Here is a 15750-nt window from a genome sequence, read left to right as displayed (position 1 = left end):
ATTGCAGTGTCGCAGTCCTGCTCGGTTGCAGCCGGGCTGCGGCCCGGCGGGCAAAAGGCTCAGTGCAGTGCCTGGCCGGGCGCCGCAGCCACCCCGGCCACCTGCACGGCGTTGGCCGGGCTGCAGTGGATATGCGCCAGGCGCCAGCCTTCGTGGTTCTGCATCAGCACATAGGTGGTGTGCACGTACAGGTCGGCCTCGACCCGGTCGCTGCCAAAGCGCAGCGCCTCGGTCACGTCGAAGATCGACACGGCCATCGATGCGTGGCTGCTGGTCTCGATCGCGTCGACCAGCACCGGCTGCTCTTCCAGCAGCTGCGAGAACGCGTGGCGCAGCTGTTCATGGCCGATCATGCGCTGGCCGTCGGGCAGCACGCAGGTGATCGAATCCTCGTCCAGCCACAGGCGCAGCGCGCCCTCGGCATCGCGCAGCTTGAGCGCCTCGCGGAAGGCTTCGACGATGTCTTCGGCAGAATCGAACAGGCGGGCAAAACGAGGCATGGTGGCAGTGTCAGGGTATCAGGGCCGGTGCAGCAGCTTGCGCAGCTCAACGAAGACCATTTCGGGTTCGATCTCTTTCAGGCAGCGCAGGTGGCCAAGCGGGCACTCGCGCTTGAAGCACGGGCTGCACTCCAGCTGCAGCCACATGATACTCGCAGCCTGTGACAGCGGCGGCGTGTGGCGCGGATCGCTCGAGCCATAGACCGCGACCTGCGGCCGGTTCAGCGCCGCGGTCACGTGCATCAGGCCGGAATCGTTGCAGACCGCGGCCTCGGACAGCGCCAGCAGGTCGACGGCGTCATCCAGCGAGGTCTGGCCGCACAGGTTGCGCACGAACGGTGCGTCCTTGACGATCTCGGCGGCGATCTCGGTGTCCTTGGCCGAGCCCAGCGTGATCATCTGCGCGTAGGGGTAGGAGCGCCGCAGCATCTGCGCCAGCCTGGCGAAGTGGCCGGCGGGCCAGCGCTTGGCGGGACCGTACTCGGCACCCGGGCAGAACGCGATCACGCGCGTGTGCGGGGCAATGCCGAAGCGCTCCGCGGTCGCCGCCATGCGCGCCGGGTCGACGCGCAGGCGCGGATCCGGGATGTGCTCCGGCAAGCGCGCGCCGGGCTTGAGCGCGAGGCGGGCATAGTGCTCGACCATCGGCGGACGGTGGTCGCGCGGCGGGTTGGCATGGCGCACGTTGAGCATGCCGAAGCGCGCTTCGCCACGGTAGCCGATGCGCAGCGGAATGCCGGCCAGCCACGGGATCAGTGCCGACTTGAGCGAATTCGGCAGCACGTAGGCGAGGTCGTAGCCTTCGTTCTTGAGCTGCTGCGCGAACATCAGCCGCGCCGACAGCTGCAGCTTGCCGTGCGCCAGGTCGGACGGGAACACGCGGCCGATCTCGGGCATGCGCGCGAGCACCGGCGCCACCCACTTGGGCGCGAGGGCATCGATGACCAGGCGCGGATGGCGCGCCTTGAGCAGCGCGAACAGCGGCTGCGCCATCAGGGCGTCGCCGATCCAGTTGGGGGCGATGACGAGGGCTTTCTTCATGGGCGGGGCACGGGGAGCCGGTTCGCCGGCGCAATCGTCGGCACAGTCGCAGTGACGAGCGCAGACCCGGGCGCAGACAAGATCGCCGGGAACAGCAACGCTCCGGGCCGCCTGCGGGCGGCCCGGAGCGTCAAGGTTGTGCGAAAACCGGCGGCTCGGATCAGTGGTGGCCCTTCAGCACGGTGCCCGGCTTGAGCTTGTAGACGGTTCCGCAGTACGGGCACTTGGCTTCGCCGGTGTCCGCCACGTCCAGGAACACGCGCGGGTGGTAGTTCCAGGCCGGGGTGTTGGCGGTGGGGCAGTGCAGCGGAATATCTTCGGCGCCGATTTCGATGATGGTGGCGGTTTGCGTCATGGTGTTGCGGGGATTGAGGCTTGTTGTTCGTCAAATCAAGGCATGCCCCGCGCGCACGGCGGCGGATGCGGGGCACGGGGGCTGGTGGCTGGTGCTCAGACCAGCGTCAGCCACTTCTTGTACTTTTCATTGGTGCCGCCCACGGCGGCAAAGAATGCGTCCTGGATCTGCTTGGTCACCGGACCGCGGCGGCCTTCGCCGATGATGCGGTCATCCAGCTCGCGGATCGGCGTGACTTCGGCGGCGGTGCCGGTGAAGAAAGCTTCGTCGGCGCAGTACATCTCGTCGCGGGTGATGCGCTTCTCCCGCACCTCGATGCCGAGGTCGCGGGCGATGGTCAGCGTGGCGTCGCGCGTGATGCCGTCCAGGCACGAGGCCAGGTCCGGGGTGTAGATCACGCCGTTGCGCACGATGAAGACGTTCTCGCCCGAGCCTTCGCTGACGTAGCCGTCGGTGTCGAGCAGCAGCGCTTCGTCGTAGCCCAGGCCGGTCGCTTCCTGGTTGGCGAGGATCGAGTTGATGTAGTAGCCGCTGGCCTTGGCGCGCACCAGCGACACGTTGACGTGATGGCGGGTGAACGACGAAGTCTTCACGCGGATGCCGCGCTCCATGCCTTCCTCGCCCAGGTAGGCGCCCCACGGCCACGCCGCGATCGCCACGTGGATGGTGTTGCCCTTGGCCGACACGCCCAGCTTTTCCGAGCCGATCCACACCAGCGGGCGGATGTAGCAGGATTCCAGGTTGTTGGCGCGCACTACTTCGCGCTGGGCGGCTTCCAGGGTGGCCTCGTCGAACGGCATGGCCATCTGGAAGATCTTGGCGGAGTTGAACAGGCGGCGGGTGTGCTCTTTCAGGCGGAAAATGGCGGTGCCTTCGGGCGTCTTGTAGGCGCGCACGCCCTCGAACACGCCCATGCCGTAGTGCAGCGTATGCGTCAGCACGTGGATCTTGGCGTCGCGCCATTCGATCAGCTTGCCGTCCATCCAAATCTTGCCGTCGCGATCCGCCATCGACATGTCTATTCTCCCAGCGCCGTGAAAGTAGCAAAAACGACATTGTAAGCCCGGGGGGCATGGGTGCCAACGCGAGCGGCGGGGGGAGGGCAGGGGAAAAGGGGGAGAGAAGGCCGCCGCGGCGGACTAGAATCCTCATTTCCGTGCGTTTGCCGGGTCGCCGCTTGCATCGTCAGGCCCTGCCCCGCGACGCCAGCCCATTCCCTCGTGCCTTTGACCAGACATTCCGACCCGCATGCCGAACCCGGCCAGCCAGGCTGGGAGCAGGCGCTGGAAGCGCTGCGCGCCCTCGCCGGCGCCGAGCCCGCCGCCGCCAGCGAGGGCGGCCGCCGCCTGCTGTGGGCGCTGACGCTGGAGCCGGATGGCGCGGTGGCCACCATCGAGCCGCTCGAGCAGGTGCGCGGGGCGCGCGGCTGGGGCAAGCCGAAGCCCGTACCGCTGGCGCGCGTGGCCGAGGATGACCGGCTCGAGCCATGGGACGCACGCATCGCGCGCGCGATCCGGCGCGATGCCTCGCACAACCGGCGCTATGTGCTGGACCGCGCCGCCGCCGCCATGGCGCTGGTCGGCCACCCGGCGGTGGTGCTCGCCCACGCGCCGTCGCAGACACTGGAGGTGGTCGAGGACGCGCCCGCGCTGGAGGCCGTGCACAGTGCCGGCCGCTTCGTGCTGCGCCTCTACCCGCCGCTGCGCGAGGCGCCGGCGATGGAGGCTCTCCTGCCAGCCGCCGCGCGCCAGGAGGCCGAGGCGCTGCGCCAGGTCACGGTGCTGCGCGACGGGCCGCACCGCCTCAAGGTGCTTCGCTTCACCCCGGCGCAGTTCGACGCCGCGCGGCTGATCGGCGACGGGCTGGCGATCCCGGAGGACGGCCAGGCCCAGCTCGACCGCACGCTGCGCGCCCTGGCCGGCCACTTCCAGGTCCATGCCGACCAGGCCGCCGGCACACGTCCGGTCGAAGCCGAAGCGCGGCTGCGCGCCGAGGTCGCGCCCATCGGCGGCGTGGCCGGGCGCGGCATCACGATGCGGCTGGTGGTCACGCCGCTGGGCCAGCTCGGGCCGCGGCTGGCGCCGGGCGCGGGCAGGGAACACCTGATGGCCGCGGTGCGCGGCGAGACGCTGGTCACCCAGCGCGATCTCGACGCCGAACTGGCCTGCGTGGCTGAGGTCTTTGCCGCGCTGCCGGTGCTGGTCACGCAGTCGCCGCCGGGCGGGGAATACACCTGGACGCTGGACGACCCGGAGGATGCGCTGACCGTCCTTGAAACGCTGCCTGGCCTGCCCGCGGTGCAGGCCGTGGAATGGCCGCGCGGCAAGGAAATCCGCATCGTGCCCGCCGACCTGCCGCAGCTCGGCGTCCACATCGAAAGCCGCGGCGCCTGGTACCGGCTCGCCGGCGAGCTGCGCGTGGCCGAGGGACTGGTGCTGGAGCTGGGCAAGCTGATTGACTGGACTGGCAGCCACGCCGGTCGCTTCGTGCCGATGGGGCAGGGGGTCTACGTGGCGCTGACGCGGGCACTGCGCGGCCAGCTGCGCGACCTGGCCTCGGTGGCCGAGCGCATCCCCGACGGCATCCGCGTGCCGCAGATGGCCACGCCGTGGCTGGATGACGTGCTGGCCGGCGCGGGTGTCGATCCCGACGCGCATTTCCGCCAGCGCATCGCCCGCCTGCGCGCGGCGCGCGACACGCAGATCACCGTGCCCGCCACGCTGGCGGCGGAGTTGCGCCCCTACCAGGAAGCAGGCTACCGCTGGGCCATGACGCTGGCCGCGTCGGGGCTGGGCGCCTGCCTGGCCGACGACATGGGACTGGGCAAGACGGTGCAGTCGCTGGCGGTACTTGTGGCGCGCGCGGCCGGTGGCGCCGCGCTGGTGATCGCGCCCACCTCGGTGTGCGGCAACTGGGCGGCCGAGGCGCGCCGCTTCGCGCCCACGCTCAATGTCCATGTCTATGCCGAAGGTGCGGACAATGCGCGCGAAACGCTGCTGGCACAGGCCGGGCCGCACGACGTGGTGATCGCCTCGTACACGTTGCTGCAGCAGGCGCGCCAGGATTTCTGCGCGCGCGACTGGCATACGGTGGTCGCCGACGAGGCGCAGGCATTCAAGAACGCCATCACGCGGCGCGCCCAGGCGATGTTTGATCTGCGCGCCGATTTCCGCATGGCATTGAGCGGTACGCCCGTGGAAAACCGGCTGGCCGAGCTGTGGTCGGTGATGCGCTTCTGCAACCCGGGTTTGCTGGGCTCGCTGGCCCGTTTCAACGAGCATTTCGCCAACCCGATCGAGCGCGGCGGCGTGCGCGAGGCGCGCCAGCGCCTGCGCCGCATGATCGCGCCCTTCGTGCTGCGCCGGACCAAGGCCCAGGTACTCGACGAACTGCCGCCGCGCACGGAGCTGGTGATCCGGGTCGAGCCCGAGGCGGTGGAAGCCGCGCATTACGAAGCCCTGCGCCGGCAGGCGCAGACCCAGGCCGAAGCCGCGCTGGCGCGCGTGGAGGCGGCACGCAAGGCCACGCAAGGCGCGCCCGCAGGGGCCAGGGCGCGCGCCCTCGCGCAGGCGCAGCAGCAATCGCAAGCGCGCATCCATGTGCTGGCGCAGATCATGCGCCTGCGCCGCGCCGCGTGCGACCCGCGCCTGGTTACGCCCGAAATCCGCAGCCAGCTGCGAGAGGGGGAAGAGAGCGCCAAGCTGCGTGCCTTCGTCGCGCTGGCGAGCGAACTGGCCGCCAGTGGCCACAAGACGCTGGTGTTCAGCCAGTTCGTCGATTTCCTGCAGCTGCTGCGCCAGGGCCTGGAGCGCGCCGGGCTGGCGCTGCAGTACCTGGACGGCGCCACGCCGGCGGCCGAGCGCACACGCCGCGTGGCCGCGTTCCAGGCGGGCGAGGGCGATGCCTTCCTGATCAGCCTGAAGGCGGGCGGCTTCGGCCTGAACCTGACCGCGGCCGACTACGTGATCATCGCCGACCCGTGGTGGAACCCCGCCGCCGAGGACCAGGCCATGGGCCGCGCGCACCGCATCGGCCAGCAGCGCCCCGTGACGGTGTACCGGCTGATCAACGCCGGCACCATCGAGGAGCGCATCGTCGACCTGCACCGCGACAAGCGCGCGCTGGCCGACGGCTTGCTGGAGGCGGATGACGAAAGTGCCGCGGGAACGGGTGCGCCATTGCCGGATATCGACGAACTGGTGGGCCTGCTGCGCCGCTGAACGTCACGCCAGGCCAACCATATGCTTCCAGGGCATACCTACAAGCGAACTGGTTCGTTTGGTTTTGGCAGGATCCTTGCTATCTTGTGACGCTGGCCCGGGGCCCAGACCCCGGCCGTTTCTTGTGCTGACCTTCCTGACGGTGCCCCCATGCCCTTTTCGTCCCGCCTGCCGCGCTTGTCCTTCCGTTCCGCTTCCCGCCTGGCCGCAGGCATGGCCGCCCTGTGCGCCGCCGCTGCCGTGAGCGGGCCCGCCCGGGCCCAGGGCGAGTGGCCGACGCAGCCGGTGACCATCCTGATGGGTTTCACTGCCGGCTCCGGCGTCGACATGGTGGGCCGCGCGCTGCAGGAATCGCTGCAGAAGTCGCTCAAGACCACGATCATCTATGACTACCGTCCGGGCGCCGGCGGCAACGTTGCCTCTGAGGTGGTGGCGCACGCGAAGCCGGATGGCTACACGCTGCTGCTCGGCACCGCGGCCACGCACGGCATCAACCCGGCGCTGTACAAGAACCTGCCGTTCGACGCCGAAGCCGATTTCACGCCGGTGGCGCCGCTGGTCGAAGTGTCCAACGTGCTGACCGTCAATCCGGCCGTGATCGACGTGAAGACGGTGAAGGAATTCATCGAGACGGTGAAGGCCAATCCGGGCAAGTACAACTATGCCTCGACCGGCAACGGCACCGGCACGCACCTGGCCTTCGCCGAGTTCAATTCCCGCGCCGGGCTGGACATGGTCCACGTGCCATACAAGGGCGGGCCCGATGCGCTGCAGGCCGTGCTGAAGGGCGAGGTCTGCTGCATCTTCAACCAGGTGCAGAGCGTGCTGCCGCAATACCGTGCCGGCAAGGTGCGGCTGCTGGGCGTGACCACCGGCAAGCGCGTGCCGGTGATTCCGGACGTGCCGACCATCGCCGAGAGCGGCGTCGCGGGCTACAACAGCACCATCTGGTTTGGCTTCTTCGGTCCCAAGGGGCTGGATCCGAAGATTGCGCGCAAGATCAACGACGCGGTCAAGGTCGCGCTGGAAACCCCGTCGATCCGGCAGAAGCTGGTCGATGCCGGCAATACGCCGCGGATCGAGTCGGTGGAGCAGTTCAAGGCTACCGTGAAGGCGGACCGGCAGAAGTGGGCGGGGGTGGTGAAGACGGTGGGGGCTTCGATCGATTGAGGGCACATCGGGGGCTTCACTTCGTTGAGGCTCCGGCCCTCTCCCCCGGCCTCTCTCCCGCGAGCGGGAGAGGGGAGCAAGCAAGCGGGGTGCCCTAAGCCCTGACCCCCAGCCGCGTCAACAAGTGCGCCAACTGCGCCTGCGTCCCCGTAGCAGTCTTGTTAAAAATAGCCTTCAACTGCGTCCTCCCGGTCTCCCGCCGAATCCCGATTTGCTCGCAAGCCTCGGGCAACCCCATCCCGGTTGACAGCTGCAGCGCCAGCCGCGTCTCCGCCGGCGTCAGCCCATACAGGTCCCGCAGCACCGCCGGCAATGTCATCGGCGCAACCCCCGGCTCATGGATCGCCACCAGCACGCTGGGCCGTTGCCAATCCATCGACAGCTGATGCGCCGGCGGCAATGGCAGCAAGATAACCTGCGCCTGCCGCCCGCCGCCATCGACCGCCCGCAGCGCCTGCGCCGGCTGCGGATTGCCCGGATCGCACGCGGCCTTCAATGCTTCGGCAAAGGGCCGCGAAAGCCGCCATTCGTCAGTCCGCATGCCTGCCGCCGATACCGCCGCCGCACTGGTTTCGATCGACACCGCCGGCAGCAGCCGCCGCACCCACGCCTCTCCCGTACTGTTGGCGAGCAGCGTCTTGCCATCGTCCCGCAGCACGATCACCCCGAACGGCAGCCGCTCCAGCAACTGGCTCGACGCATGCGCCAGCGCCGACACCTGGTGCGTGCGGTCGCGCAGCGCCATGGCGTGGCGCACATGCGGAATCGCCCAGTCGAGCGCGCGCGCGTCCTCGGGCGAATACTGGTTGCCGCCCAGCGGCCGCTGCAGCGACAGGAACACTTCATAGTGCGGCTTGCGCTCGATCAGGCAGGCCATTACCGATGATTGCTCGAACTGGCGCAGGAACTCGCCATAAAACGGCGAGTGGCGCATCGCCAGCGAACCAAGTTCGCGCGAATCGATATACCAGTTGCCTACCGACATGCGCTGTGCGAAGGGCAGGGCCGGGTCGATGGTTTCGTAGTACTCGCTGTAGGCGGCCACCGCTTCGGGAACGGGATTGACCACCTGGTTCACCAGCACGCGTTCGTGGACCGTATCGCGCACCAGCAGCAGCGCATGCGAGCTGTCGCTGGCCTGGCAAAGCGCAGCCAGGCTGCGGCGCCAGGCATCGGCGTCGAAGATCCCCTCGTACAGCGCGCGGATGGTGTCATGCATCGGCGTGTCGCTCATGGTTTTTCTTCTTTCTTTTTTTTCGTACTTTTGGTACTTCCTTCGCGCGGCTGTGCCAGGGCTGCCGGTGTGTGGCCGGCCGGCGTACCGCGCGAGGGTGGAATTCAGGCCCCTTCCAGCGCAGCGCCCAGGCGCGAAAGCAGGTGGGTGAGCTGGGCCTGGCTGTTGGTGCCGGTCTTGAGGAACACGGCCTTGAGCTGCGTACGCGCCGTTTCATGGCGGATGTTCAGCTGCTGGCTGGCTTCGGGCAGGCCCTGGCCGCCGGCGAGCTGGGTCGTCAGCCGCGTTTCCGCCGGCGTCAGGCCGTAGAGGTCGCGCAGCACGGGTGCCAGCAACAGCGGCGCGTTGTCGTGCTCGTGCACCACCACCAGCGCCGCCGGCTCCTGCCACTGCGCGGCAAAGGCGTGCGAGGGCGGCAGCGGCAGCACGATCACCTGCGCGCTGGCGCCGTTGCCGTCGGTGGCGCGCGCGGCCTGGGCGGCCACCGCGCGCTGCGGATCGCAAGCCGCGGCCAGCATTTCGCCGAACGGGCGCGACAGGGTCCAGTCCGAGACCTTGCCCGCCGGGTCCAGGCGCCGCACCCAGCGTTCGCCGGCGCGGTTGCTCAGCAGCACCTGGCGCTGCGGCGAAAACACCAGCAGCGCGAAGTTGAGCCGCTCCACCAGCTGCGACGACAGCCGCGCCAGCACGGTCAGGCCGAGCGTGCGGTCGCGCATGGCCATGGCGCTGCGCATGTGCGGGATGATCCAGTCCATGCCGCGGGTGTCGTCGGTCGAGAACAGCGGCTGCGTGCGCCCGCGCTGCATCGAGAAATAGACTTCGTAGTGCGGCTGGCGCGCGACCAGACATGCCACGTAGGAGCGCAGGTCGTAGCGGTGGAAGAAATCGCGGTAGAACGGGTGGCGCGCCATGGTGCCTTCGCCCAGTTCGCGCGCGTCGACGTACCACGCGCCCGGCTGCAGCCGCGGTGCGAAGTGCTTGGCCGGGTCGATGGCCTGGAAATCCGATTCGTACTCGGTGAACAACTCCACCACCGGATTGACGATTTCATTGACGGTGACCTGGTCGCGTACGGTGTCCCAAACCATCATCGAGGCGTGCGCCGAGCCGGCCATATCTGTCAGGGTGCGCAGGCTTTGCTGCCAGGCACCGGGATCGAGAATGCCCTCGTACAAGCCACGGATCGCTCCGTGCATGTCGGCTTCTTTCATCTGATTACCCCCTGCATTCGCGACAAAACAATGCGCGGCGCCGGCTGTGCGCCCAGGCGCACGCCGGCATGCCTTTGTTGTTATCCGCCTGGTGCTGTTCTGGCCGTTTGCTGGACCGGCTCTGGTGTCAATGCGTGTCTGTTGTAGCAGACGTTGCATACATTACCGCACTCGGGGGGCCAGGGGGACATTGCCTTGACCCTTCTTTCGTGGGGAGGCAGGGAAGCGGCCACGCCGGCCCGGAACCTTCGTGTGCATGATGGGGCACATTATGAGTCCATTGCAGCCCGGAATCGCCAAAGCGTCCACCGCGATCAGGTAAAATCCCCGTTTCCCCGATTTTTCAGCGAAATCTCGCGCCTTTCACCGTCATGACCACTGTCCTGCGTCTTTCCGATCTGATTTCCCAAGGCAAAATCTCCGGCAAGCGGGTATTCATCCGCGCCGACCTGAACGTGCCGCAGGACGACGCCGGCAATATCACCGAGGACACGCGCATCCGCGCCTCGGTGCCAGCGATCGAGGCCTGCCTGGCCGCCGGCGCAGCGGTGATGGTCACCTCCCACCTGGGCCGCCCGACCGAAGGCGAGTTCAAGCCGGAAGACTCGCTGGCGCCGATCGCCACGCGCCTGTCCGAGCTGCTGGGCAAGCCGGTCAAGCTGGTGCAGAACTGGGTCGACGGCGTCGAGGTCGCGCCCGGCCAGGTGGTGCTGCTGGAAAACTGCCGCGTGAACAAGGGCGAGAAGAAGAACAGCGACGAGCTGGCGCAGAAGATGGCCAAGCTCTGTGACGTCTATGTAAACGACGCCTTCGGCACCGCGCACCGCGCCGAAGCCACCACCCACGGCATCGCCAGGTACGCCCCGATCGCCTGCGCCGGCCCGCTGCTGGCCGCCGAGATCGACGCGCTGGGCAAGGCGCTGGGCCAGCCGGCGCGTCCGCTGGTGGCAATCGTGGCCGGCTCCAAGGTCTCTACCAAACTGACCATCCTGAAGTCGCTGGCCGACAAGGTCGACAACCTGGTCGTCGGCGGCGGCATCGCCAACACCTTCATGCTGGCGGCCGGCCTGAAGATCGGCAAGTCGCTGGCGGAAGCCGACCTGGTCGGCGACGCCAAGGCCATCATCGACATCATGGCCGAGCGCGGCGCCTCGGTGCCCATTCCCGTCGACGTGGTCTGCGCCAAGGAATTCAGCGCGACCGCCGCGGCGACCGTCAAGGACGTCAAGGACGTGGCCGACGACGACATGATCCTGGATATCGGTCCCAAGACCGCAGCGCTGCTGGCCGAGCAGCTGAAGGCCGCCGGCACCATCGTCTGGAACGGCCCGGTGGGCGTGTTCGAATTCGACCAGTTCGGTAATGGCACCAAGGTGCTGGCGCAGGCCATCGGCGAGTCCAAGGCGTTCTCGATCGCCGGCGGCGGCGACACGCTGGCCGCCATCGCCAAGTACGGCATTGCCGACCGCGTGGGCTACATCTCCACCGGCGGCGGCGCGTTCCTGGAATTCCTGGAAGGCAAGACGCTGCCCGCCTTTGAAGTGCTGGAACAGCGCGCAGCAGGCTGAAGCATCCGCCAGGCCTGGCGCCGTGCCGGGCCGCAGTCCCGCAGTCCCGCAGTCCCGCAGTCCTTTACCAAGGCCAAGGAAACCCGCGCATGACCCGTTCTACCAAGATCGTTGCCACCATCGGCCCCGCCTCCAGCTCGCTGGAGATCCTGACGCGCATGATTGCTGCGGGGGTCGACGTGGTGCGGCTGAATTTCTCGCACGGCAGCGCGCAGGACCATATCGACCGCGCCCGACTGGTGCGCGAGGCGGCGCAGGCGTGCGGCCGCGAGGTCGCGATCATGGCCGACCTGCAGGGCCCCAAGATCCGCGTCGGCAAGTTCGAGCATGGCAAGGTCACGCTGAAGCCGGGCGACCCCTTTGTGCTCGATTCGGCCTGCCAGCTCGGCAATCAGGAACGCGTTGGCCTGGACTACCAGGACCTGCCGCGCGATGTCGGCCCGGGTGACCTGCTGCTGCTCAACGACGGCCTGATCGTGCTGGTGGTGGACCGGGTGCTCGGCACCGAGATCTTCACCACCGTGCGCATCGGCGGCGACCTGTCCAACAACAAGGGCATCAACCGCCAGGGCGGCGGGCTGTCGGCGCCGGCTCTGACGGCCAAGGACATGGACGACATCAAGACCGCCATGGCCCTGGGCGCGGACTATGTCGCGGTCAGCTTCCCGAAGAACGCCACCGACATGGAAATGGCGCGCCAGCTGGCCGCCGTGGCCGGCCAGCCGCACGGCCACAAGGCCCGCATGATCGCCAAGATCGAGCGCGCCGAGGCCATCCATCCGGGCGTGCTGGAAGAAATCCTGCTGGCGTCCGACGGCATCATGGTGGCGCGCGGCGACCTCGCCGTGGAAGTCGGCAATGCGGCCGTGCCCGCGCTGCAGAAGCGCATGATCAAGCTGGCGCGCGAAGCCAACAAGCTCACCATCACCGCGACGCAGATGATGGAAAGCATGATCGTCAACCCGGTGCCGACCCGCGCCGAGGTGTCGGACGTGGCCAACGCCGTGCTGGACGGTACCGACGCGGTGATGCTGTCGGCCGAGACCGCTGCCGGGCGCTACCCGATCGAGACCGTCGAGGCCATGGCCGCGGTCTGCATCGAGGCCGAGAAGTCCGAGGTGGTGCAGCTCGACACCGACTTCCTGAACCAGACCTTCTCGCGCATCGACCAGTCGGTGGCGATGGGTGCGCTGTTCACCGCCTATCATTTGCAGGTGAAGGCAATTGCCGCGCTGACCGATTCCGGCGCCACCGCGCTGTGGATGAGCCGTCACCGCATCCATGTGCCGATCTACGCCATGACGCCCAACCTGGCCTCGCAGCGCAAGATGCAGCTGTACCGCAACGTGGTGCCGCTGCCGCTGCAATCCAGCGCCGACCGCGACACCGCGCTGGAGCAGGCCGAAGAACTGCTGCTGGCGCAGGGCGTGGTGCAGCGCGGCGATTTCATCGTGCTGACCATCGGCGAACCGATGGGGCAGCCGGGCGGTACCAACACCCTGAAGATCGTCAGGGTGGGGCATTGAGCGCCGACAGAAGAATACAGAGACACCCCATTTTTATTTAGGAGTTAGACATGCCACTCGTTTCGATGCGCCAGCTGCTGGACCACGCAGCCGAGAACAGCTACGGCCTGCCGGCCTTCAACGTGAACAACCTCGAGCAAGTGCAGGCCATCATGCAGGCGGCCGACGAGGTCAACGCTCCGGTGATCATGCAAGCCTCGGCCGGCGCCCGCAAATACGCCGGCGAGCATTTCCTGCGCCACCTGATCGAAGCCGCGGTCGAAGCGTATCCGCACATCCCGGTGGTGATGCACCAGGACCATGGCCAGTCGCCGGCGATCTGCCAGGGCGCGATCGACCTGGGCTTCTCGTCGGTAATGATGGACGGCTCGCTGCGCGAAGACGGCAAGACCCCGGCCGCGTACGACTACAACATCGACGTCACCCGCAAGGTGGTGGAACTGGCCCACGCCGTCGGCGTGACCGTGGAAGGCGAACTGGGCTGCCTGGGCTCGCTGGAAACCGGTGAAGCCGGCGAGGAAGACGGCATCGGCGCCGAAGGCGTGCTGGACCACTCCATGCTGCTGACCGATCCGGAGCAGGCCGCAGATTTCGTCAAGGCCACCCAGCTGGACGCACTGGCCATCGCCATCGGCACCTCGCACGGCGCGTACAAGTTCACCCGCAAGCCCACCGGCGACATCCTGGCGATCAGCCGCATCAAGGAAATCCACGCCCGCATCCCCAACACCCACCTGGTGATGCACGGCTCGTCGTCGGTTCCGCAAGAACTGCTGGAAGAAATCCGCAAGTTCGGCGGCGACATGAAGGAAACCTACGGCGTGCCGGTCGAGGAAATCCAGGAAGCCATCAAGTACGGCGTGCGCAAGATCAACATCGATACCGACATCCGCCTGGCCATGACCGGCGCGATCCGTCGCTTCTTTGTCGAGAACCCGAGCAAGTTCGACCCGCGCGAATACCTGAAGCCGGCCCGCGAAGCCGCCAAGCAAGTGTGCAAGGCGCGCTACATTTCCTTCGGCTGCGAAGGCCAGGCCAGCAAGATCAAGCCGGTCACGCTGATCGACGTCGCGCAGCAGTACAAGTCGGGCAAGCTGGCGCAGGTCGTGCAGTAAGCAGCCCCCTGGCCCCGCACAGGCGGGGCCGACGCTGACGCCTGGGGCTTCGCTACCGCACGAGGCCCCGCATTGTTTTCTCCCCTCTCCCGCTCGCGGGAGAGGGGTCGGGGGAGAGGGCAGGCGGTTGCCCGTGCCACGGTGTCCGTTGATGCGCTCCCCCTCTCCCCCAGCCCCTCTCCCGCGAGCGGGAGAGGGGAGCAAACCGGACGGCGATTCGCCAACTACATCATGTCCAACGCTCTCTACCAGTCCTCCATCAACTCGCTGCCGCTGCTGGGCCACGGCAAGGTGCGCGACAACTACGCCGTCGGCGCCGACAAGCTGCTGATCGTCACCACCGACCGCCTGTCGGCCTTCGACGTCATCATGGGCGAGCCGATTCCCGACAAGGGCCGCGTGCTGAACCAGATGGCCGACTTCTGGTTCAGGAAGCTGGCGCACATCGTGCCGAACCATGAGACCGGCATCGAGCCCGAAACCGTGGTCGCGCCCGAGGAAGTGGAGCAGGTCAAGGGCCGCGCCGTGGTGGTCAAGCGCCTGAAGCCGATCCTGGTCGAAGCCGTGGTGCGCGGCTACCTTGCCGGCAGCGGATGGAAGGACTACCAGGCCACCGGCAAGGTGTGCGGCATCGCGCTGCCCGCCGGCCTGCAGAACGCGCAGAAGCTGCCCGAGCCGATCTTCACCCCGGCCGCCAAGGCCGAGATGGGCGAGCACGACGAGAACATCTCGTTCGCCGAGGTCGAAGCCCGCATCGGCATCGCGCTGGCGCGCCAGATGCGCGAGATCTCGATCCGCCTGTACAAGGAAGCGGCTGAATTTGCCGCCACGCGCGGCATCATCATTGCCGACACCAAGTTCGAGTTCGGCCTGGACGACAACGGCGTGCTGACGCTGATGGACGAAGTGCTGACCGCCGATTCCTCGCGCTTCTGGCCGGCCGATTCGTACCAGGTCGGCACCAACCCGCCGTCGTTCGACAAGCAGTTCGTGCGCGACTGGCTGGAAGCCGTGCGCATCGACGGCAAGCCGTGGGGCAAGACCGCCCCGGCGCCGCAGCTGCCGGATGACGTGATCGAGAAGACCGCGGCGAAGTATCGCGAGGCGCTGACGCGCCTGACGGGCGAAGAATTGAAGTAAGGTTTCCACCGGCTTCCCGTAAGCCGACTGCGTTCCCCTCTCCCCGCATGGGGAGAGGGTAGGGTGAGCGGTGGTTGGCATGGCACCACGCGTCGAGAGGCGCATGGCCCTCACCCCCGGCCCCTCTCCCGCAAGCGGGAGAGGGGAGCAAACAAGCAAGGATCAAACGTGAGCAAGCAAGACAAGCCGCTGGTCGGCGTCGTGATGGGCAGCAGTTCCGACTGGGACGTGATGCAGCACGCGGTGGCCATGCTGAAGGATTTCGGCGTGCCGTTCGAAGCCCAGGTGGTGTCCGCCCACCGCATGGCCGATGACATGTTCCGCTATGCCGAGACCGCGCGCAGCCGCGGCATCCGCGCCATCATCGCCGGCGCCGGCGGTGCCGCGCACCTGCCGGGCATGATTGCCGCCAAGACCATCGTGCCGGTGTTCGGCGTGCCGGTGCCGTCGAAGTACCTGCGCGGCGAGGATTCGCTGCTGTCGATCGTGCAGATGCCCAAGGGCGTGCCGGTCGCCACCTTCGCCATCGGTGAAGCAGGCGCCGCCAATGCCGCGCTGCATGCCATCGCCTCGCTGGCGACCACCGATGACGCGCTGGCCGCCGCGCTGGAAGCTTTCCGCGCGAAGCAGACCGAAGCCGCGCGCGCCATGACTTTGCCGCTGTAATGCT

Annotated in this window: 13 protein-coding genes; 7 read left to right on the top strand and 6 right to left on the bottom strand. The window is 67.9% G+C overall.

Annotated features, from left to right (window positions below; genetic code table 11):
* Nucleotides 1–59: 59 nt before the first annotated feature.
* The 4 genes from VSR71_RS16625 to VSR71_RS16610 form a co-directional block, all read right to left on the bottom strand.
* Nucleotides 60–500: a YybH family protein gene (locus tag VSR71_RS16625; protein WP_342914951.1), complete on the bottom strand. Its 441-nt coding sequence runs from the start codon at nucleotides 498–500 to the stop codon at nucleotides 60–62.
* Nucleotides 501–518: 18 nt separating this feature from the next.
* Nucleotides 519–1541: a lipopolysaccharide heptosyltransferase II gene (waaF, locus tag VSR71_RS16620; protein WP_342914950.1), complete on the bottom strand. Its 1023-nt coding sequence runs from the start codon at nucleotides 1539–1541 to the stop codon at nucleotides 519–521.
* A 160-nt stretch (nucleotides 1542–1701) separates the two neighbouring features.
* On the bottom strand, nucleotides 1702–1896 hold the full coding sequence (locus VSR71_RS16615; protein WP_010812205.1) for a zinc-finger domain-containing protein: 195 nt from the start codon (nucleotides 1894–1896) through the stop codon (nucleotides 1702–1704).
* A gap of 95 nt (nucleotides 1897–1991) precedes the next feature.
* Nucleotides 1992–2912, bottom strand: coding sequence for a branched-chain amino acid transaminase (locus VSR71_RS16610; RefSeq protein WP_209756768.1), 921 nt, complete (start codon nucleotides 2910–2912; stop codon nucleotides 1992–1994).
* Nucleotides 2913–3116: 204 nt separating this feature from the next.
* Between VSR71_RS16610 and VSR71_RS16605 the strand changes: the two genes are divergently transcribed.
* Together VSR71_RS16605 and VSR71_RS16600 are read left to right on the top strand one after the other, a co-directional pair.
* A complete protein-coding gene (locus VSR71_RS16605) occupies nucleotides 3117–6116 on the top strand; it encodes a DEAD/DEAH box helicase (protein WP_342914949.1) in 3000 nt (999 codons plus the stop codon).
* 150 nt (nucleotides 6117–6266) lie between these two features.
* Nucleotides 6267–7286, top strand: coding sequence for a tripartite tricarboxylate transporter substrate binding protein (locus tag VSR71_RS16600; protein WP_342914948.1), 1020 nt, complete (start codon nucleotides 6267–6269; stop codon nucleotides 7284–7286).
* Between the two features lie 94 nt (nucleotides 7287–7380).
* On the opposite strand, the gene VSR71_RS16595 is transcribed toward VSR71_RS16600, so the two are convergent.
* Together VSR71_RS16595 and VSR71_RS16590 are read right to left on the bottom strand one after the other, a co-directional pair.
* Entirely contained in the window at nucleotides 7381–8520 is a 1140-nt protein-coding gene (locus VSR71_RS16595; protein ID WP_342914947.1) for a helix-turn-helix transcriptional regulator, read from the bottom strand.
* 104 nt (nucleotides 8521–8624) lie between these two features.
* The gene (locus VSR71_RS16590) at nucleotides 8625–9731 is read right to left on the bottom strand and encodes a helix-turn-helix transcriptional regulator (protein WP_342914946.1); all 1107 of its coding nucleotides are present in this window, start codon (nucleotides 9729–9731) and stop codon (nucleotides 8625–8627) included.
* 371 nt (nucleotides 9732–10102) lie between these two features.
* On the opposite strand from VSR71_RS16590, the gene VSR71_RS16585 reads away from it, so the two are divergent.
* The 5 genes from VSR71_RS16585 (at nucleotide 10103) to purE (ending at nucleotide 15746) form a co-directional block, all read left to right on the top strand.
* Complete coding sequence (locus VSR71_RS16585; protein WP_342914945.1) at nucleotides 10103–11299, top strand: phosphoglycerate kinase; 1197 nt, start codon at nucleotides 10103–10105, stop codon at nucleotides 11297–11299.
* Nucleotides 11300–11388: 89 nt separating this feature from the next.
* Entirely contained in the window at nucleotides 11389–12825 is a 1437-nt protein-coding gene (gene pyk / locus VSR71_RS16580; RefSeq protein WP_342914944.1) for a pyruvate kinase, read from the top strand.
* A gap of 50 nt (nucleotides 12826–12875) precedes the next feature.
* Nucleotides 12876–13940: a class II fructose-bisphosphate aldolase gene (fba, locus tag VSR71_RS16575; RefSeq protein ID WP_342914943.1), complete on the top strand. Its 1065-nt coding sequence runs from the start codon at nucleotides 12876–12878 to the stop codon at nucleotides 13938–13940.
* Between the two features lie 231 nt (nucleotides 13941–14171).
* Nucleotides 14172–15080 carry a phosphoribosylaminoimidazolesuccinocarboxamide synthase gene (locus tag VSR71_RS16570; protein WP_342914942.1) on the top strand — a complete coding sequence of 303 codons (909 nt, stop codon included), beginning with the start codon at nucleotides 14172–14174 and terminating at the stop codon, nucleotides 15078–15080.
* 168 nt (nucleotides 15081–15248) lie between these two features.
* Nucleotides 15249–15746 carry a 5-(carboxyamino)imidazole ribonucleotide mutase gene (purE, locus tag VSR71_RS16565; protein WP_342914941.1) on the top strand — a complete coding sequence of 166 codons (498 nt, stop codon included), beginning with the start codon at nucleotides 15249–15251 and terminating at the stop codon, nucleotides 15744–15746.
* Nucleotides 15747–15750 lie beyond the last annotated feature (4 nt).

This window comes from Cupriavidus oxalaticus (assembly GCF_038900635.1).
GTDB classification, from domain to species: Bacteria; Pseudomonadota; Gammaproteobacteria; order Burkholderiales; family Burkholderiaceae; genus Cupriavidus; species Cupriavidus oxalaticus_B.
Note: the sequence above shows the minus strand (reverse complement) of the source record. Positions and strands in the feature narration are given on the sequence as shown.

Bases quoted from the DNA above. Each gene is read 5' to 3' on its own strand.
- VSR71_RS16590 (WP_342914946.1), bottom strand. From the start codon at position 9,731: ATGAAAGAAGCCGACATGCACGGAGCGATCCGTGGCTTGTACGAGGGC.
- VSR71_RS16585 (WP_342914945.1), top strand. From the start codon at position 10,103: ATGACCACTGTCCTGCGTCTTTCCGATCTGATTTCCCAAGGCAAAATC.
- VSR71_RS16625 (WP_342914951.1), bottom strand. From the start codon at position 500: ATGCCTCGTTTTGCCCGCCTGTTCGATTCTGCCGAAGACATCGTCGAA.
- pyk (WP_342914944.1), top strand. From the start codon at position 11,389: ATGACCCGTTCTACCAAGATCGTTGCCACCATCGGCCCCGCCTCCAGC.
- VSR71_RS16610 (WP_209756768.1), bottom strand. From the start codon at position 2,912: ATGTCGATGGCGGATCGCGACGGCAAGATTTGGATGGACGGCAAGCTG.
- waaF (WP_342914950.1), bottom strand. From the start codon at position 1,541: ATGAAGAAAGCCCTCGTCATCGCCCCCAACTGGATCGGCGACGCCCTG.
- VSR71_RS16615 (WP_010812205.1), bottom strand. From the start codon at position 1,896: ATGACGCAAACCGCCACCATCATCGAAATCGGCGCCGAAGATATTCCG.
- VSR71_RS16600 (WP_342914948.1), top strand. From the start codon at position 6,267: ATGCCCTTTTCGTCCCGCCTGCCGCGCTTGTCCTTCCGTTCCGCTTCC.
- VSR71_RS16570 (WP_342914942.1), top strand. From the start codon at position 14,172: ATGTCCAACGCTCTCTACCAGTCCTCCATCAACTCGCTGCCGCTGCTG.
- VSR71_RS16595 (WP_342914947.1), bottom strand. From the start codon at position 8,520: ATGAGCGACACGCCGATGCATGACACCATCCGCGCGCTGTACGAGGGG.
- fba (WP_342914943.1), top strand. From the start codon at position 12,876: ATGCCACTCGTTTCGATGCGCCAGCTGCTGGACCACGCAGCCGAGAAC.